Here is an 18,327-nt window from a genome sequence, read left to right as displayed (position 1 = left end):
CCTTGTTTCAACGCAAGCGGGCGCGCAGTTGCATGAAGCGACGCGTCGCGAAAAGTCCTGCCGGACGCCAGTGCCGCTGCGGTTGCAACCATGGCATCAAAATCTCCATTTGCTCGGCGGAAGGCTTGTCAGCCAGCGCGGCTTCGAGGTTGAGCAGATCGGCGTCATCGTCGAAGGTTTCCTCGACGGCGGCTTCGCGGCGCACGTAAGGCCGGGGCCGCGAAGCCGGGCAATCCTCAGTGATCCAGTCGCGCATGAGCTGTTTTTCATAGCCGTTGAACACCCCGAACATGGCCGCATCGCTGCCATCGATCAGGCGCCAGAAGCGACTCTCTTCAACCGCCTCACCGCGCTTGATCCAGCTCTTGCGCTCCAGTGCCGCGAGGAATTCACCCATTTGCCCCGGGGTGGCCAGCCATTGGTTGATGGTGCGGTTTTCGATGCGGCAGTAATCGGAATGCATGTGTCGGCCGAACACCGCTTTGCGCTCGAGCATGGCGATGACTTCATGCTGCAAATCAAATTCCTTGATCACCGCGGTGGTGCCCTTGCCGACATCGTTGAGGCGATAACCGATCGCCATGCGCCGGTAGAACTCGTCGCGCTCTTCGCCCAGCGGCATCAGCTCGAGCATCGATTGCACAGCCTTGCGCGCATGGCCAGTGCTGGCGTTGTCGATGGTCACATGCAGGCGGAAATAGTGCGGATCGATGCCCAGCTCTGCCAGCTCATAAGCACTGATCAACAAGTGCAGCGGCAGTTGTTCATAGCCGAGGTTGAAGCCGATGACTTCAGGGATGAATTGGCTGCCAAAGCGTCCCAACGCCAGCTGCACGGCGCCTTGTAGAAAATACTCGTCGGCCAGGCCGCTCAGATCGGAGCAGTCGTGCTCGGCGAGCAGTTTGCGGTAGATCACCACATGGTTCTGCCGTGGTACGCCCTCGCCCAGCTCTTCCAGATAGGTGTCGAGCAAATCGTCGAAACGCGGATCCTGCCACTGCGCCAGCAGCCCGGCCAGCCAGGCGCCATCGACCTCTTTGGTCGGTGCCACATGCAAGATGAAATACAAGGCGTGGGATTTGTTGCGGAAATAGCGGCGTGGCGCGCCCTGCTGACGTTGTTCGAGGTAATCCGCGTATTCGCCAGCGACTTTGGCGCAACGAGTTTCCGACCATTGCAGCAACTCTTCAGCGCTGCCCGGCAAATCGTCAGGCAGTGCGGCCGCCGTGCTCAATTGTCGACGCAGAAAGTCCAGCGCCGCGCGATCGGCCGTGGAGTCTTCTGCCAACAATCGGTCATAGAGCCGGCGCTCGGTATCCGCCGGCCTGGATGTTTTACCCGAAGACTTCCTGGTCGGGATTTCGATCAGCGACATGACTCATTCCCCTGCGTTATTGGCATTGCCTGTAAACGAAAGAGTGATTGGCGCTGAAAAAAATTCCTTTTTTGTGCGAAGCGATGCGCTCAGTGGCGCGCCTCGATTGACTAACCCAAAGCCGTATCGAGAAACATCATCACGCCGAACCCAAGCATCAAGCCAAGCGTGGCAGGGGTTTCATGGCCGTTGCGGTGAGTTTCCGGGATCACTTCGTGGGAGACCACGAAGATCATCGCGCCCGCCGCCAGGCCCATCGCGACGGGAAAACCCAAGGCGAAACTATTGGTGATGCCCAAACCGATGATCGCGCCCAACGGCTCCATCAATCCCGAAGCGGCGGCAATCAACGCTGCGCGCACTGCGGAAATGCCGGTCACCCGCAGCGCCAAAGCTACGGCCAGTCCTTCGGGAATGTCCTGAATGGCGATGGCGGTGGTCAGTGGCAGGCCGATTTTCATGTCGCCGGTGGCGAAGCTGACGCCGATCGCCATGCCTTCCGGGAGGTTGTGCAAAGTGATCGCGAGAACAAACAACCAGACTCGATTGAAGCGCTTCGCCTCGGGGCCGCGCCGCCCGCTCTTTTCATGTTCGTGTGGGACGAAGCGATCGAGGCCGACCATCAATGCAACGCCCAAAGCCATGCCGGCAACCACGACGGCTGCGGCGAGCATGGGACTGCTCACCGCCTCCTTCGCCGCCGCGATCCCCGGCAGGATCAGTGAAAAGGAACTGGCCGCCAACATCATCCCCGCCGCGAATCCCAGCATGGTGTCTTGGGTTCGCGAGGTAATTGCGCGCAACGCCAAGGCCAGCAATGCACCGACGGCCGTAGCGGCAAAACCCGACAGCCCACCAAGGCTGGCGAGGCGCAAGGTATCGCGGCCTGTGCTGACCAGACCGGTGTATCCGCTGATCAGCAGCAACACGGTGACACCGACCAGCGTCAGCCAGAAAATGCGTCCTCCCCAGCCTGTGCGCGACAGGTTCACGAACCATGCTCGCACGGGAGCTGCGAACGAAGATGACGGTAGCGCCATGTAAACTCCTCAGTTTCAAGTAGCCGGTACGAACGGCGTGGTTTCATCCAGCTGCGCCAAAGGAACATCGCTGCCACCCGGGGTCAGAATCACCTTGCGGCATTCTTCCTGCTTTTTATTGAAGATCTTGTAGCCCTCGGCCGCCTGTTCCAGCGACAGCCTGTGGGTGATGATCGCTTCGGGCTGCAACTTGCCGGTTTCGATGTAGCCGAGCAGCTCGGGCAGAAAGCGCTGTACGTGAGTCTGGCCCATTTTGAAGGTCAGGCCCTTGTCGAAGGCATCGCCGAACATGAAGCCATGAATGAAACCGGCATAAACGCCCGGAACACTGACCACACCGCCACGCCGTACGGCGGCGATGCACTGGCGCAAGGCCTTGCCGCTGCTGCCTTCGAGCTTGAGTGTAGCCATGACGGTTTCGGTGGTGCTGCCCTTGGCTTCAAGGCCCACGGCATCGACCACCGCATCCACGCCGCGATGACCCGCAGTCTGGCTGATGATGGTGTCGGCCGGGTCGTCGTCCTCATCGAAGTTGATCGGAATCACCCCGTAAGTGCGCTGGGCATAATCGAGGCGGTACTGGTGGTGATCGACCATGAAGATTTGCTCGGCACCGAGCATTCTGGCGCAGGCGGCGGTGAGCAGACCGACCGGCCCGGCGCCGTAAATGGCCAGACTCGAACCCTGTTGGACGCCGGCGTTGATCACGGCTTGCCAGGCAGTCGGCAGGATGTCAGACAGAAACAGCACTTTTTCATCGGACAGTGTGCCCGGCACCTTGAACGGGCCGGTATTGGCTTTCGGTACGCGCACCAGTTCCGCCTGGCCGCCGGGAATCCCGCCATACAGACGGCTGTAGCCGAACAGCGCGGCCGGTGGTGGAATCATTTTCTTGTTCAGCGCTGCGCCGGGGCCTTCATTGGTCGTCTCGCAGGCGGCGTAAAGCTCCTGCTGGCAGAAGAAGCAATCGCCACAGGCGATCACGAACGGAATTACTACACGGTCGCCGGGCTGCACCGCTGTGACGGCAGAGCCGGTTTCTTCGACGATACCCATGAACTCGTGGCCGAAGATATCGCCGTGTTCGACGGTGGGTATCTTGCCTCGGTACAGGTGCAGATCCGACCCGCAGATGGCGGTCGCGGTGACGCGCAGGATGATGTCGTCGGCGGCTTCAAGTTTCGGGTCCGGTACGGTTTCGACGCGCACATCATGAGCGCCGTGATAGGTCATTGCTCGCATGGCTTGGTCCTCACTCGATTGAACGAAAATGGCTGCTGCTCCACTTTCCGAAGTGAAAACGGCCGCGTGAGTTCATTCGGGTTTTCGAGATTTTGATCAGCGGATATTCCGCGTCCGCCTGGCGAGCCGACGCAGATGCCGGTTTGCCTGCCATATAACTGCCGTCTGAGTTATGCGACAATGCGCGCCAATGTCCAACAAGAACCCCGTACTCGTCGCTCAGCAGCTTGCCTTCAAAGGCCCCAGTTGCGGACGGCTTATGCGCGTTGGCTCAACTCAAGCACAGACTGGGGGGAGCTGGAAAAGCTCCAGATTGGTATTCAATTCGGTACCAGGCACCACAGACCAGCTCTAACCCATTGATAGGTAAGGTAATTGATCTCCACAGCTAACATCACGATGCAGTTTGGCGCCAAGCCGCTGTTCGAAAACGTTTCGGTCAAATTCGGCGCAGGCAATCGCTACGGCCTGATCGGTGCCAACGGTTGCGGCAAGTCGACCTTCATGAAAATCCTCGGCGGCGATCTCGATCCGTCCGGTGGTCAGGTCATGCTCGAGCCGAACGTGCGTCTGGGTAAGCTGCGCCAGGATCAGTTCGCCTACGAAGAATTCACCGTGATCGACACCGTGATCATGGGTCACGAAGAGCTGTGGAAGGTCAAGGCCGAGCGCGATCGCATCTACTCGCTGGCTGAAATGTCCGAAGAAGACGGCATGGCCGTCGCCGAGCTGGAAACCGAGTTCGCCGAGATGGACGGCTACACCGCCGAATCCCGTGCCGGCGAATTGCTGCTGGGTCTGGGCATTCCACTGGAACAGCATTTCGGCCCGATGAGCGAAGTTTCGCCAGGCTGGAAACTGCGCGTGTTGCTGGCGCAGGCACTGTTCTCCGATCCGGAAGTGCTGTTGCTCGACGAACCGACCAACCACCTGGACATCAACACCATTCGCTGGCTGGAAAACATCCTGACCCAGCGCAACAGCCTGATGATCATCATCTCCCACGACCGTCACTTCCTGAACAGCGTGTGCACGCACATGGCTGACCTGGATTACGGCGAGCTGCGTCTGTTCCCGGGCAACTACGACGAGTACATGACCGTGGCGACCCAGTCCCGCGAGCAACTGCTGTCGGACAACGCCAAGAAGAAAGCGCAGATTTCCGAACTGCAATCGTTCGTCAGCCGCTTCTCGGCCAACGCCTCGAAAGCCAAGCAGGCCACCTCGCGTGCCAAGGCGATCGACAAGATCCAGCTGGCCGAGGTCAAGCCTTCGAGCCGTGTCAGCCCGTTCATTCGTTTCGAGCAGAACAAGAAGCTGCACCGTCAGGCGGTCATGGTCGAGAAAATGGCCAAGGGTTTCGATGGCAAGCCACTGTTCAAGGACTTCAGCTTCCAGGTTGAAGCCGGCGAGCGCGTTGCGATCATCGGTCCGAACGGTATCGGCAAGACCACCCTGCTGCGCACCCTGGTCAACGAACTGACCCCGGACGCCGGTAGCGTGAAATGGACCGACGCCGCCGAGCTGGGCTACTACGCTCAAGATCACGCTCACGATTTCGAAGACGACGTCACCCTGTTCGACTGGATGGGTCAGTGGACCCAGGGCGAGCAGATGATTCGTGGCACCCTGGGCCGCATGCTGTTCTCCAACGACGAGATCCTCAAGTCGGTCAAGGTCATCTCCGGTGGTGAACAAGGTCGCATGCTGTTCGGCAAGCTGATCCTGCAAAAGCCGAACGTGCTGATCATGGACGAACCGACCAACCACCTGGACATGGAGTCGATCGAAGCGCTGAACCTGGCGCTGGAAAACTACCCGGGCACGCTGATCTTCGTCAGCCATGACCGTGAGTTCGTATCGTCCCTGGCCACGCGCATCATCGAGCTGAGCCCGAACGGCGTGACCGACTTCAGCGGCACCTATGACGACTACCTGCGTAGCCAAGGCGTAGTGTTTTAAAAGCAGCTGCGAGTTTCTAGCTACAAGCTGCAAGTAAAAGCCCTGTCCATGTGACAGGGCTTTTTGCATTTCAGGGTCAGGAAGTTGTTGTTGCGCCAATATTCGCGAGCAGGCTCCACATTGATCGTTCCCACGCTCCGCGTGTGAATGCAGCCCGGGACGCTCCGCGTCCCAACAGCGGACGCAGAGCGTCCATGGCGGCGTTACCACGCAGAGCGTGGGAACGATCATTTAGGCGAAGTAGTTAGCCTGCTTTCTTTTATCCCAGCCCCGCGCCATGATGTCGGCAACTCTCCCACCGCCGCCCGCGAACGAGTGCTCATGTCTGCGCAGCCACTGCCACCGCAAAGCTCCCTGGCGATCACCCTGCAGATCGTCTCCATCGTGTTCTATACCTTCATCGCCTTTCTCTGCATCGGGTTGCCGATCGCGGTGTTGCCCGGTTATGTCCACGAGCAACTGGGTTTCAGCGCGATCATCGCCGGCCTGGTGATCGGTTCGCAGTATTTGGCCACGCTGCTCAGCCGGCCAATGGCCGGGCGCATGTCGGACACGCTCGGCACCAAGCGGGCGATCATTTATGGGTTGTGGGGGATTGTCCTCAGTGGCGTGTTGACGCTGCTGTCGACTTTACTGCAGAGCTTTCCACTGACCAGTCTGTTGATTCTGATTGCCGGGCGCTTGCTGCTCGGTATCGCCCAAGGCTTGATCGGTGTCGGCACCATCAGTTGGTGCATGGGCCAGGTCGGTGTCGAGCACACGGCCAAATCCATCGGCTGGAACGGCATCGCTTCCTATGGTGCGATTGCCATTGGCGCTCCGCTGGGCGTGGTGATGGTCGCCGAATATGGTTTTGTCAGCCTGGGTATCGCGCTGTCGGCGTTGGCCGCGGGTGCGTTGTGGTTGATCCGCAACAAGCCTTCGGTGCCGGTGATTCGTGGTGAGCGCCTGTCGTTCTGGGCGGTGTTCGGCAAGATTGCGCCGTACGGCACCAGTCTCACTCTGGCCTCGATCGGCTACGGCACGTTGACCACCTTCATCACCCTTTACTACCTCAACCGCGGATGGACCGGCGCGGCCTATTGCCTGACCGTGTTTGGCGTGTGTTTCATTCTGTCGCGGCTGCTGTTTATCTCGGCGATCGCCCGGTTTGGCGGTTTTGCCTCGGCCATCGCCTGCATGACGGTTGAAACCGTCGGGCTGGTGATGTTATGGCTGGCGCCCTCCACCGCGTACGCGCTGATTGGCGCCGGGCTGGCGGGGTTTGGGCTGTCGCTGGTGTATCCAGCGCTGGGCGTTGAAGCGATCAAGCAAGTGCCAAGCTCCAGTCGCGGCTCAGGACTTGGGGCTTATGCGGTGTTCTTCGATCTGGCCTTGGCGATCGCTGGGCCGTTGATGGGCGCGGTGGCGTTGAATCTGGGGTATTCGTGGATTTTCTTTAGCGCGGCATTGTTGTCGGTGACCGGGTTGGGGCTCACGCTCCTTCTCAAGCGCCGGGCAACCTCCTGAAACCACCCATCCCTTTGTAGGAGCTGACGAGTGCAACGAGGCTGCGATCTGTTGATTGTGCTTCCACGATCAAGATCAAAAGATCGCAGCCTCGTTGCACTCGTCAGCTCCTACAGGGGATATGGGGTGGTCATCAGATTATTGATCCGCCGTCTGCATTCCCGCCCTGCTCGATTTGCCCAGCGCATGGGCGAAAAACCGGCCGGCCTCTGAAATCAGGTTGCGGTGAATATCCTCGCGATCCACCCCATCAGCATCGGTACACAACGCCGGCATGGCGCGGATCTGCTCTTCGGTGCATGGCGCCAGGAACACGAAGTGCCCTGCCCCGGCCAGCAGCTTGAAATCCGGCGCGGTGGGCAGTTTGCGCGCCAGGGCGGCGGCGTTTTTGTCGAAAGCGACCAGTTTGTCGCCGTCGCCGCTGTAGAGCAGCACCGGCACATGCACATCGGCGAGGGTATGGCGGCCGAATTTCAGGCTCAGCGGCGCCATCAGCAATAACGCATGTACCCGTGGATCGGCCACCGGCTGCAAATCATCGCGATCAACAATCAACTCGCCCTGAGTGTTGCAGGCGTCATGATCATCCGGGCGCTCTTGGCAATAGCGGCGCAGGCGATCGAGATCCGGTTGCGCCCCGGATAGAATCAACGCGGTCTCGCCACCCGCCGAATAACCGATGACTCCGACCTGATCAGCGTTGACGAACGGCGCCAGCATGCTGTCGCCGAGGGTCGCGGTGATGGCTTGGGAAATCTGGATCGGTCGCCCGTAAAGATTGCTCAGCGTGCCAAGGCGGCTGTGGTCGCGCCAGTTATCGCCGGGATGAATCACTGCCACCACGACAAAGCCTTTGCGCGCCAACGACGTTGCCAGATCATGCAAGGCCAGCGGCGTGCCGGTATTGCCGTGGGAGAGCATCAACATCGGAAAGCGGCCGATCGCAACTTTGGTGTCTTGCCCGGCCTCCACCGAATAACCCTCAAGCAAACTCATGTGCTCGCGGTCACTGGATGGGTAAAAAGCGATAGCGCGCATCGGTCGCAGATCGAGCGGGTCGAGGAAGGTCATCTCGTGATAACCGACGCTCCAGACAGGGTGGCGCCCCGGTGCAGCCTGCACTGAATTCAGGCCGCCCAGCAGGCAAATCAGCAACATTGCACAAAGAAGCCTCATGGATGCCCCACCCTGTTGGACCACATCATTGGATGTGCTGAAACTGCATAACCCGGGCCAGATTATGTAACAGCCAGAAACAAAAAACTCCGTATTCGGCCCTTGCGGAACCAGAATACAGAGTTTTTTTGGGATCACCTGAACATCAGCTGATCTTTACGCAAGCCTTACGCGGCGGCGAACAGTTGCTCGCTGATCTTCGCTTGCGCGGCGCTCATGGCGTTGTTGCGCACTTCTTCGCCGTAGGCCAGACCTTCAGCGCGGACGATTTCGATATCGGTGATGCCGAGGAAGCCCAATACCAGCTTCAGATATTCTTCGTGAGCGATGCCGCTGGCCTGACCGGCGTGGATGCCGCCGGAAGTCGATACGATCACCACTTTCTTGCCACCGCACAGGCCTTCCGGGCCGGCTTCGGTGTAGCGGAACGTCTGGCCGGCCACGGCAACGCGGTCGATCCAAGCTTTGAGCTGGGTCGGCACGGTGAAGTTGTACATCGGCGCGGCGATGACCACGGCATCGGCAGCGATGAATTCGGCCAGGGTCGAAGCGCTCAATTCGGCTTCGTGCTGTTGCGCTGCATCGCGCAGTTCGGCAGTGGTGCCGGCGGCAACCAGTGTGGTCGACGAGAAGTGGCTGATCGCGTCGGCGGCCAGGTCGCGGTAGGTGACTACGGCGCTCGGCTCGGCGGCTTGCCAGGCGTCGACGACCTGACGGCTCAACTGACGGGAAGCCGAGTTGTCGCCGAGAATGCTCGAATCTATGTGCAACAGTTTCATGTGGGTGCTCCTGGAAAGAATCGCCGGTGGCGACGGAATGGAGACAATCCTACGCAACAAACCAATAGCTGATTAGTCGCCGACAATGCGATAGTTCGTCCCATTGATAGAACAACCGGAAGACGCATGCAGGACCTCAACGATCTCTACTATTTCGCCAAAGTGGTCGAAGCCGGTGGATTTGCCGCCGCCGGGCGCCTGCTCGGCATTCCCAAGTCGCGGTTGTCACGACGCATTGCCGAACTGGAAGAACGTCTTGGCGCGCGTCTGCTGCAACGCACCACCCGTCAACTGAACCTCACTGCCGTCGGCGAACGCTATTTGCGCCACTGTCAGGCAATGTTGCTGGAAGCGGAAATGGCTGATGAAGCCGTGGCGAGCATGTCCAGCGAGCCGCGCGGGCGCTTGCGAGTGTCCTGCCCCACCGGGCTTGCCCATGAAATGCTGCCGACGGTGATCAGCGACTTTCTTGGCAAGTTTCCTCAGGTGCAGTTGGAAGTCGTACTGCTCAACCGCCGTGTCGATCTGGTCACCGAAGGCATCGATGTGGCGTTGCGCGTGCGCGATCACGGCGATGAAGATCCGTTGCTGGTTACCCGGCGCTTGCGTCAGGCGCAAGCAGTGGTGATCGCCAGCCCGGATTTCATGCAGGGCAAGACCATCAATCACCCGCAGGACCTGAAGAATCTGCCGGTGCTCGGCGCGCTGGAAGCCGATCGCATGGTGCATGTGCGTCTGCTTGATCAGCAGGGTAAAAGTGTCGATCTGAGCATGGAAGCGCGGTTGGGCATCGATGACTTTGTCGTGCGCAAAGCCTGCGTGCTGGCCGGTCAGGGCTTTACCGTGTTGCCGATGATGTTCTGCGAGACCGAATTGCGTAACGGCACGCTGGTTCAGGTGCTGCCGGAATGGTCGTTGCCTGGCGGCTGGTTGCAGGCGGTGTATCCGCACCGCCGCGGGGTGATGCCAGCGGTGCGCGCATGGATCGATCACTTGGTCGAATCGTTCAATGCCTGTGGGGATCGATTTCTATGAAACAAGGAAGAATGAGCGAAGCCGATGTAGCCGTATTTTGTCTGGCCCTGCCCGGCGCGCGGGAAGATTACAAATGGGGCGGCGTGCGGGTGTTCTCGATTGCCGGCAACAAGATGTTTGCCTTGCAGGGGTTACGCGGCGACTCGCTGGCGTTCAAGGTCGACAAGGATCTGTTTCTCGGCCATTGCGACCGCCCGGGTATCCATCCAGCGCCGTATCTGGCGCGGGCGCAGTGGATCATCATGCACCCGCCCTACCCGCTGGGCGCCGAGGAGTTGCAGGGGCTGTTGCGGCGTTCGCATCAATTGGTGGTGAGCAAGTTGCCTAAAAATACCCAAATCGGCCTGAAGCTGTAAACCGATCCCGTGTAGGAGCTGCCGGAGGCTGCCATCTTTCGGGACGCAGAGCGTCCCCGGCTGCATTCCCACGCAGAGCGTTGGAACGATCAAGATCAAAAGATCGCAGCCTTCGGCAGCTCCTACAGGGGGATGTGTGTTCTTTAGAACACGGTTAGCAGGTTCGATCCGAGGAAAATCTGGTCAATCCAGAACACCTGATGCAACAGCACAATCACCCAGAACAGGATCTGAAACGACACCTTGCGTGTCTTGTGCCGGAACACCTGCTGCGCAATCAATGCTCCCGGCCAGCCTCCCGCCAGTTCCACCGCATGCAGGATGTTTTCCGGGGTGCGCCAGGCATCGGCGCGGGCCTTGCGCTTGTCGGCCCAGTACAGAAAGAACGCCAGCACACTGACAATCCCGTATGCCGCCAACGGCACCCGCGAAATGCCAGTCAGCCACATCGACATGGAGCCGAACAACGGCAGCGCGCAGACGATCAGCAGCACCACAAGCTTCAATTTCACATGCTGAACGCGGCCGCCCGAAGGTCGTCCATCGGGGCGGCGCGTGCGGGAATCGTTCATGCCTTGGCCGCCGACCAGTCCACCCAGCCGAACTGCCAGGTCGCCAGAATGAACAGACCGAACGCGATCCGGTACCAGGCAAACGCTGCGTAGCTGTGGCTGCCGATGAACTTGAGCAAACCGCGTACGGCGATCATGGCGAAGATAAACGCCGTGACGAAACCAATCGCGAACACCGGGAAGTCTGCCGGCACGAACAGATCGCGGTATTTATAGCCTGAATACACCGCCGCACCGACCATGGTGGGCATGGCGAGGAAGAACGAAAATTCCGTGGCGGTCTTGCGTGACAGGCCGAACAGCAGCCCGCCAATGATCGTCGAGCCGGAGCGCGAGGTTCCGGGAATCATTGCCAGGCACTGTGCGAAGCCGATTTTCAGGGCATCGGTCCAGCGGATCTCGTCAACGGTTTCGGCATGCACTTCGTGCTGGCGCCGTTCGGCCCACAACATGATGATCCCGCCAATTACCAGCGCAGCGGCCACGGTAATCGGGTTGAACAGGTATTCGTGAATCAGGTCGGCAAAGATCACCCCGAGCACCACCGCTGGCAAAAACGCGATCAGCAGGTTGACGGTAAAACGCCGTGCGCTCGGCTGGGTTGGCAGGCCGATCACCACGTCGAGAATCTTGCGGCGAAACTCCCAGACTACCGCGAGGATCGCGCCGAGCTGGATGATAATGTTGAATGCCATGGCCCGTTCGCCGCCGAAGTTCAGCAAGTCGGCAACGATGATCTGGTGTCCGGTACTCGAAATGGGCAAAAACTCCGTCAGCCCTTCTACAACTCCTAGTATCAGTGCCTGCAAGGCAGTCCAAAGATCCATCAATCCCCCAGAGAGCGATGCACGCGGGCATGCCCCGATAGTATTTTTTCGTTCACTGCGTTCAGCGTAGCCGGTAAAAGCTGTAGCGATTGCGCGCGCACAGGATCCACACGAAACGGTAAAAATTCCGTGAAATTTCAAAACCGGATTCAGGTTTTCGCGCGCGGGGCCGAAATCCTAACAGACAAGCCTCAATAGCGCGCAGCGCGTTGGATGGCTTTGCCTGGCGCAGTCCCGAGCACTCAGCTGTGGCTGGATGCTGGCGATCGTTTATTACAAGAACAAGAATCCGGAGTGACAGCGTTATGAACAGCTTGCGCAGTGTGTCGATCAGCCGACGCTTGTGGCTCATCTTGATTGTGGCGGTGGTCATGTTGCTGACCTTGGGCGTGCTGATGCTCAAGCAGATTCACGACGACCTCTACCACGCCAAGGCGCAGAAAACCCAGCATGTGGTACAGACCGCCAGCGGCCTGCTCACGTATTACCAAGGTCTGGAGACCGCCGGCACCCTGACCAGGGACGCGGCGCAAAAGCAGGCGCTGACCGCGATCCGTGGTCTGCGCTATGACCAGAACGATTACTTCTGGATCAACGACCTCACGCCTGTGATGGTCATGCACCCGACCAATCCCAAGCTCGAAGGCCAGAACCTCTCGGCGATCCGTGACCCGGACGGCTTTGCGGTGTTCAACGAGATGGTCGCCATCGCCAAGGCCAAAGGCGCAGGCATGGTCAATTATCGCTGGCCGAAGCCGGGCGCGACTGATCCCGTTGCCAAGACTTCTTATGTGAAACTGTTTGAACCGTGGGGCTGGGTGATTGGTTCCGGCGTCTACGTAGACGATGTGCAGGCCGAATTCCAGGAACAGATGATCAAGGCTTCGGTAATCGGTCTGGCGATTGCGCTGATCATGGCGCTGCTGGTGATTCTGATCGCCCGCAGTATCGTCCGTCCGTTGCAGGAAACCGTGAACGCCATGGCCAACATTGCCAGTGGCGAAAGCGACCTGACCCGCAGCCTCGATACCCATGGCAAGGATGAGGTCACTGAACTGGCGCATCACTTCAATGCCTTCACCGCCAAGTTGCGCCGGGTGATTGGTGAGCTGCAGGTGTCGGCCAGCGCTCTGGGCCAGTCTTCCAGTGAACTGGGCAACGATGCCTCGCAGGCACAGCAGCGCAGTCAGCAGCAATCGCAGCAGATGGAATTGGTGGCTACGGCGATCAATGAAGTCACCTACGGCGTGCAGGACGTCGCGAAAAATGCCGAACACGCCGCCGCAGAAATGCGCGATGCCGAAGCGCAGGCGCAACAGGGGCAGATCAACATTGACGGCAGCCTGCAACAGATCGACAAGCTCTCCGGCACGATCGACCAGGCGGTCGAAGTGATTCGCACCCTGGCGGCGGAGAGCACGCAGATCGGCAGCGTGCTGGAAGTGATTCGCTCGATTGCCGAGCAGACCAACCTGTTGGCGCTCAACGCGGCAATCGAAGCGGCGCGCGCGGGCGAACAGGGTCGCGGGTTCGCCGTGGTGGCCGATGAGGTGCGCTTGCTGGCCCAGCGTACGCAGAAGTCGACGGCGGAGATTCAGTCGATGATCGAGCGCCTGCAGAATCATTCGGAGGCTGCGGTGAAGGTGATCGGTGACAGCAGCAAGGCGTCGCAACTGACCATTGAACAGGCGGGACTGGCCGGGGCGAGCCTCAATGCAATTGGCCAGGCGTTGCGCAATCTGAACGGACTGAATGCCTCGATCGCCAGCGCCACGTTGCAACAGGCGCATGTGGTTGAGGACATCAACCAGAACGTCACCCAGGCGGCCGGGCTTTCACATAGCACCGCGTTGGCCGCTGAACAATCCAGCGCAGCCAGTCTGCGACTTGGGCAGCTGAGCGAACAGCTCAATGGGTTGCTGCGCCAGTTCCGCGTCTGACCGATCACCGAGGTGAGGCCACCCCTCACCCCAGCCCTCTCCCCGAGGAGAGGGAGCCGACCGAGGTGTCTGGGGTCATACATCGACCTGAGCAATCGAGTCGATTATGGATTCAACGAAGATCGTTCAAACCGGCGCAGCTCAAAAGCATCCCCCAATCAGTCCCCTCTCCCTCCGGGAGAGGGCTAGGGTGAGGGGCTTTTGATCTTGCTAATGCAGTACAATCCGCCCCCTTCTTTCATTCCCACAAGGATCCGCCATGTCCGGGCTTGAACTGTTTGCCGCTGCCCTCGGTGTCATCGCCGTGTGGCTGACGGTCAAACAGAATCCCTGGTGCTGGCCGATCGGGCTGGTCATGGTGTTGCTCTACAGCTGGATCTTCTATGAAGTGAAGCTGTATTCGGACATGTTGCTGCAGGTGATCTACGCGGCGCTGCAAATCTATGGCTGGTGGCAATGGACCCGCGCCGGGACGATGCATGACGGTCGCGAAGTCACCCGCCTCGACACGAGGTCGATCGTACTCGGGCTCGCTGTCGGTGCGATTGGCAGCGTGTTGCTGGGCGCGGCGATGGCGCACTGGACCGATGCCGCCCAGCCGTGGCTCGACGCGGCGCTCACCGGCTTCAGTCTGGTCGCGCAACTATGGATGGCGCAAAAACGCCTGCAATGCTGGGCGCTGTGGTTTGTCCTCGATGTGATTTTTGTTGGCCTGTTCATCTATAAGGGCCTGTACCTGACTGCCGGTCTCTATGCGCTGTTTACCCTGCTCGCGGTGCAAGGCTGGCGGGAATGGCGCGCCGATCCGGCGTTGCGCACATGAAAGTGGTTGTTCTCACCGGCCCGGAATCCACCGGTAAGAGCTGGCTGGCGGCGGGGTTGGAGCAGCGTTTCGGTGGCGTGCGCGTTGACGAATATGTGCGCCGGTTCATCGAGGAAAATCCCCGCGACACTTGCTTGGCGGATATTCCTGATATCGCCCGAGGCCAGTTGCAATGGGAAGATCAGGCACGGGCGAAACAGCCCGCGCTGCTGATCCTCGACACCCATCTGCTGAGCAACATCCTCTGGAGTCAGACCCTGTTTGGCGACTGCCCGGTCTGGCTGGAAAAGGCATTGCTCGCGCGCCACTACGATCTGCACCTTTTGCTGTCGCCGCAACAGGTCGACTGGGCCGAAGACGGCCAGCGCTGCCAACCGGCTCTGGAAGATCGCATGACCTTTTTCGAAGCAACCCGCGCCTGGCTGATCCAGCATCAACAGCCGCTGCAAGTTATCGAAGGCAATTGGGCCGAGCGCCAGACGCAAGCCTTTGCGGCGGTCGAGCGTTTGCTGTCCAACTGAGCCCCTTACGCTGGGCATACAGGTCAAATCTGTCCGTTTTTGAAACACTCCTGACCGCGCAAAGCCCCCGTCCAAACGCTGTTCATCACTCCGTCACGTGACCTGTTACGCCGATGAAACACATCGGCGCAAACCCTTGTTCCAGAGCTATGTAACGCCAGTCGGCGTTCCTGCATCCCTTGATGTGTCTCAGCGGTGAAACAGTGCGCGCTGGAACCATTCCTTCAGAACCGCTAAACAATTGAAATAACAAGACAATCCAAATCCGGCACAGCTTTCGCTCTCTCCTTCACAACGCTGAACAACCCAGCCCACTGAAGAAGGAATTGCAGCCGTGGGGAATTTCAATAAAAGCCTGACCTGCCTCCTGCTGATCGGATCAGCCGTCAGCGCATTGATCAGCGTCAGCGTGCAGGCCGAAGGCAATGGCGTGATCGTCCTCAATCGCGACGTTCAACCCATCCCGATCGGCCGCAATGGCGGCAAAGACCCCTACCCGACCACGGTCAACGCCAACCCTTCGGCGCGGATCAACCAGACCCTCAGCAGCACTGAACTCAGCGACGGCGACTTCGCCAATGTCGCCAGCGGCTCGTCGATTCGCGGCAACATGACCGCGCCGAGTTCCAACCTGCCTGGCATGAACACCCTGACCAACCAGAACGGCCTGCCCGGTATGCGCACTGGCAGCGGCGGTGGCTCTGGCGCTTCGATTTCCAACACCGTCAACCGGGCGATGAGCACCGGGCTGGCGCCTCTGACTCGCATGGCCGGAGGCCAATGACATGAATCGCACCCTGCTGCTTCTCGCCCTGCTCGGCTGCACCAGCGCCATGGCCGATCCGGCTTCAGTCAACCAGGCGAATATCCAGAATTCCGGTGCCCAGTATCGCGGCAACTTCAACGTCAACCAGGCCGCCGGTGACCAGATGCAGCAAGCCAACACCAAAGCGATCGCCATCGGCACCGAGTCCCACGCCACCACCAGCGTCAGGCAGAACATCGACACGCCCGCCAGCCGCGCCATCGACGCCAGCGCGAACATCGGCGGCAACTCTTTCAGCAATGGCAACGGCATCCTCGGTGTGAACCAGGGCGCGGGTGCCAACAATCAAATGGCCAACGTCACGCGCGTCAGCATCAGTGCCGGCCCGCAGAGCGTTGACGACAGCGCCCTGTCGCAACAGAACGTGGCGTTTTTACCGAGCTCAGGAGCAACTGGTACCTCACCCGGCAGTCGCCAGGTCACGACAAGTGATCAGGCCTTCACCGGCAGCCGCGGGGTAATCCAGGTGAACCAGAGTGCCGGGGTGGGGAACCGCATGGCTAACACCCTGAGCATCCGGGTCGCTGACTGACCCAAACAAAGTGCAATTGGAAAAGTAACAACACTTAACCCAACTAATAAGCACGACGGAGAAACAACCATGAAACCTACAATGGCTCTCAAACCACTGGTTTTCGCACTCGCAGCAGTGATGGCAATGGCAGCACAGGCTGGCGGCCGTGGTGACAACAACGGTCATGGTAACGGGCACGGCAATGGTCACGGCCAGCCACAAGGTCCGAATCTTGAACAACTGCTGCAGATCACCGCAGGCGCCGGCGCCGCTGTACTCGACGCGCAAAACAGCGACGGCAACGTGGTGAAAAACCAGGGCACCCTGAACAACGCCAATGCCAGCGACTCGCTCAACGGCTCCAACGGCAACATGGGCGCCAACGTTGCGGCCGGCGACGGCAACCAGCAGGACAACGCTGCTGCACTGGCCACCGCTGACGAAAGCTTCATCTTCGGCAACGCTGTTGCAGCGTCGAGCGCGACTCAGGTGAACAACAACAACTACGTGAAAAACTCGTCCACTTTCAACAACGCCACGCTCAACAATGCCGGCAACAACGGTTCTGGCAACATCGGTATCAACGTGAGCTCGGGCAACTTCAACCAACAGAAAAACAACCTCGCCATCGCCGTTTCCGGCGGTCGCGTAGCCACCGCCGCTGCCTCTGCCAACCAGTCCTCGACTGGCCTGGTCGTGGAAAACAAAGGCGTGCAGGCGTACAAAACCGACACCCTTACCGGTACTTATGCAGCTGCTGGCACATTCAAAGCCAAAGGCACCGCGACCATCGAAGACGACAACCATGGCGGTTGGGGTAACCGTGGCGGGGGCCACGGCGGCAACGATGATCAGAAAGCCAAGTTCGAAGCCGTGGGCAGTTTTGGCCTCGCTGGCGTCACCACCCAACAAGTGTTGACCAAAGATGGCTGGAAAACCCCAGTCGTCAACAACGCCAACATGACCAACTCGATGAACAACTTCTCCGGCAACGGTGGAGCCAACGTCTCGGCTGGTGTGGGCAACCAACAAAGCAACTCGCTGTCCATCGCCGCAGGTTGCAAAGCCTGCATGTAATCGCGATCGAAACGAAAGCCCCGGCAACGGGGCTTTTTCCCAGGTTCCACAAGGCGTATTCGATCATGCGGACTCCTGCCCTCTTCGCTCTGCTTTGTCTATGCGGCCTGACTCAGGCAGCGCAGATGCCCGTCGCTGCCCTGCCGGGTGGCGTGCTGGTCTACAAGGACGTGCAAAGCATTCGCGAGCGCAAGTTTGCCGACATCGTCGAACAGAAAACCGATTTCAGCTGCGGCGCTGCTGCACTGGCAACGGTCCTGCGCCAGGCCTATTGGCTCGACGTCGATGAGGAGCACATCATCAAAGGCATGCTGGTCAACGCTGACCAGGACCTGGTGCGAACCCAGGGTTTCTCCATGCTCGACATGAAGCGCTACGTAGAAAGCATCGGCATGCGTGCCCGTGGCTACCGGATCCCGCCCGAGAAACTCGAAGCGGTGACCATTCCGGTGGTAGTCCTGATGGACATTCGCGGCTACAAGCATTTCGTCGTCCTGCAGCGTTCGGACAAGGATTGGGTCTACATCGGTGACCCGGTTCTCGGCCACAAGCGCTACAAGCACGACGACTTTGTCAAAGGTTGGAACGGTATTGTCTTTGCCATCGTCGGCCCCGGTTACGACAAGGCCAACGCCTTGCGCAGCCCTCCGGTGCCGCTGACGGCGAAGAACTCGCTGGACGGTTTCAACCCGGTCAAAGATGCGGAATTGATGGATTTCGGGTTCATTCAGAGCGACTTCTTTTAATCGCCGA

At 59.6% G+C, this 18,327-nt stretch carries 19 protein-coding genes; 11 read left to right on the top strand and 8 right to left on the bottom strand.

Annotated features, from left to right (window positions below; genetic code table 11):
• Positions 1-7 precede the first annotated feature (7 nt).
• The 3 genes from J2Y90_RS18915 to J2Y90_RS18905 form a co-directional block, all read right to left on the bottom strand.
• Positions 8-1,375, bottom strand: a complete 1,368-nt coding sequence (locus J2Y90_RS18915; protein WP_253501735.1) for an iron-containing redox enzyme family protein — start codon at positions 1,373-1,375, stop codon at positions 8-10.
• Positions 1,376-1,485: 110 nt separating this feature from the next.
• Complete coding sequence (locus J2Y90_RS18910; protein ID WP_253501732.1) at positions 1,486-2,415, bottom strand: ZIP family metal transporter; 930 nt, start codon at positions 2,413-2,415, stop codon at positions 1,486-1,488.
• A gap of 15 nt (positions 2,416-2,430) precedes the next feature.
• Entirely contained in the window at positions 2,431-3,657 is a 1,227-nt protein-coding gene (locus J2Y90_RS18905) for a zinc-dependent alcohol dehydrogenase (RefSeq protein ID WP_253501730.1), read from the bottom strand.
• Between the two features lie 375 nt (positions 3,658-4,032).
• Between J2Y90_RS18905 and J2Y90_RS18900 the strand changes: the two genes are divergently transcribed.
• The gene (locus J2Y90_RS18900; RefSeq protein WP_016774693.1) at positions 4,033-5,619 is read left to right on the top strand and encodes an ABC-F family ATPase; all 1,587 of its coding nucleotides are present in this window, start codon (positions 4,033-4,035) and stop codon (positions 5,617-5,619) included.
• Positions 5,620-5,940: 321 nt separating this feature from the next.
• Positions 5,941-7,128, top strand: a complete 1,188-nt coding sequence (locus J2Y90_RS18895) for an MFS transporter (protein WP_253501727.1) — start codon at positions 5,941-5,943, stop codon at positions 7,126-7,128.
• 138 nt (positions 7,129-7,266) lie between these two features.
• Here J2Y90_RS18895 and J2Y90_RS18890 read toward each other — a convergent pair whose 3' ends face one another.
• Positions 7,267-8,304, bottom strand: coding sequence for an alpha/beta hydrolase family protein (locus J2Y90_RS18890; RefSeq protein WP_253501724.1), 1,038 nt, complete (start codon positions 8,302-8,304; stop codon positions 7,267-7,269).
• Between the two features lie 167 nt (positions 8,305-8,471).
• Positions 8,472-9,083 (bottom strand): FMN-dependent NADH-azoreductase, encoded by a 612-nt coding sequence (locus J2Y90_RS18885; RefSeq protein ID WP_016774691.1) that lies wholly within the window; start codon positions 9,081-9,083, stop codon positions 8,472-8,474.
• A 126-nt stretch (positions 9,084-9,209) separates the two neighbouring features.
• Here J2Y90_RS18885 and J2Y90_RS18880 point away from each other — a divergent pair, with 126 nt between their 5' ends.
• Both J2Y90_RS18880 and J2Y90_RS18875 read left to right on the top strand, forming a co-directional pair.
• Positions 9,210-10,118, top strand: a complete 909-nt coding sequence (locus J2Y90_RS18880) for a LysR substrate-binding domain-containing protein (protein ID WP_253501721.1) — start codon at positions 9,210-9,212, stop codon at positions 10,116-10,118.
• Entirely contained in the window at positions 10,115-10,474 is a 360-nt protein-coding gene (locus J2Y90_RS18875) for an MmcQ/YjbR family DNA-binding protein (RefSeq protein ID WP_253501718.1), read from the top strand. Before J2Y90_RS18880 ends, J2Y90_RS18875 begins: the two co-directional genes overlap by 4 nt.
• 143 nt (positions 10,475-10,617) lie before the next feature.
• Here the strand turns inward: J2Y90_RS18875 and J2Y90_RS18870 are convergent, their stop codons facing one another.
• From J2Y90_RS18870 to J2Y90_RS18860, 3 genes are all read right to left on the bottom strand, one after another.
• Positions 10,618-11,046 carry a DUF1294 domain-containing protein gene (locus J2Y90_RS18870; protein WP_253501715.1) on the bottom strand — a complete coding sequence of 143 codons (429 nt, stop codon included), beginning with the start codon at positions 11,044-11,046 and terminating at the stop codon, positions 10,618-10,620.
• The gene (locus tag J2Y90_RS18865) at positions 11,043-11,873 is read right to left on the bottom strand and encodes an undecaprenyl-diphosphate phosphatase (protein WP_253501712.1); all 831 of its coding nucleotides are present in this window, start codon (positions 11,871-11,873) and stop codon (positions 11,043-11,045) included. Before J2Y90_RS18865 ends, J2Y90_RS18870 begins: the two co-directional genes overlap by 4 nt.
• A 61-nt stretch (positions 11,874-11,934) precedes the next feature.
• Positions 11,935-12,246 carry a hypothetical protein gene (locus tag J2Y90_RS18860; protein ID WP_253505360.1) on the bottom strand — a complete coding sequence of 104 codons (312 nt, stop codon included), beginning with the start codon at positions 12,244-12,246 and terminating at the stop codon, positions 11,935-11,937.
• Between J2Y90_RS18860 and J2Y90_RS18855 the strand changes: the two genes are divergently transcribed.
• From J2Y90_RS18855 to J2Y90_RS18825, 7 genes are all read left to right on the top strand, one after another.
• A complete protein-coding gene (locus J2Y90_RS18855) occupies positions 12,179-13,813 on the top strand; it encodes a methyl-accepting chemotaxis protein (RefSeq protein ID WP_253501709.1) in 1,635 nt (544 codons plus the stop codon). The two genes, J2Y90_RS18860 and J2Y90_RS18855, sit on opposite strands and share 68 nt — an antisense overlap.
• A 259-nt stretch (positions 13,814-14,072) precedes the next feature.
• The gene (gene pnuC / locus J2Y90_RS18850) at positions 14,073-14,636 is read left to right on the top strand and encodes a nicotinamide riboside transporter PnuC (protein WP_253501706.1); all 564 of its coding nucleotides are present in this window, start codon (positions 14,073-14,075) and stop codon (positions 14,634-14,636) included.
• The gene (locus J2Y90_RS18845) at positions 14,633-15,157 is read left to right on the top strand and encodes an AAA family ATPase (RefSeq protein WP_253501703.1); all 525 of its coding nucleotides are present in this window, start codon (positions 14,633-14,635) and stop codon (positions 15,155-15,157) included. The genes pnuC and J2Y90_RS18845 overlap by 4 nt, the downstream gene beginning before the upstream one ends.
• Positions 15,158-15,491: 334 nt before the next feature.
• Complete coding sequence (locus tag J2Y90_RS18840) at positions 15,492-15,941, top strand: hypothetical protein (RefSeq protein ID WP_253501700.1); 450 nt, start codon at positions 15,492-15,494, stop codon at positions 15,939-15,941.
• A gap of 1 nt (position 15,942) precedes the next feature.
• Positions 15,943-16,515 carry an adhesin gene (locus J2Y90_RS18835; RefSeq protein ID WP_253501697.1) on the top strand — a complete coding sequence of 191 codons (573 nt, stop codon included), beginning with the start codon at positions 15,943-15,945 and terminating at the stop codon, positions 16,513-16,515.
• Positions 16,516-16,584: 69 nt separating this feature from the next.
• Positions 16,585-17,574, top strand: a complete 990-nt coding sequence (locus J2Y90_RS18830; RefSeq protein ID WP_253501694.1) for a heme utilization protein — start codon at positions 16,585-16,587, stop codon at positions 17,572-17,574.
• 65 nt (positions 17,575-17,639) lie between these two features.
• Positions 17,640-18,320, top strand: a complete 681-nt coding sequence (locus J2Y90_RS18825; RefSeq protein WP_253501691.1) for a C39 family peptidase — start codon at positions 17,640-17,642, stop codon at positions 18,318-18,320.
• Positions 18,321-18,327: the final 7 nt, after the last annotated feature.

Origin of the sequence: Pseudomonas koreensis, from assembly GCF_024169245.1 — a bacterium.
GTDB classification, from domain to species: domain Bacteria; phylum Pseudomonadota; class Gammaproteobacteria; order Pseudomonadales; family Pseudomonadaceae; genus Aquipseudomonas; species Aquipseudomonas koreensis_F.
Note: the sequence above shows the minus strand (reverse complement) of the source record. Positions and strands in the feature narration are given on the sequence as shown.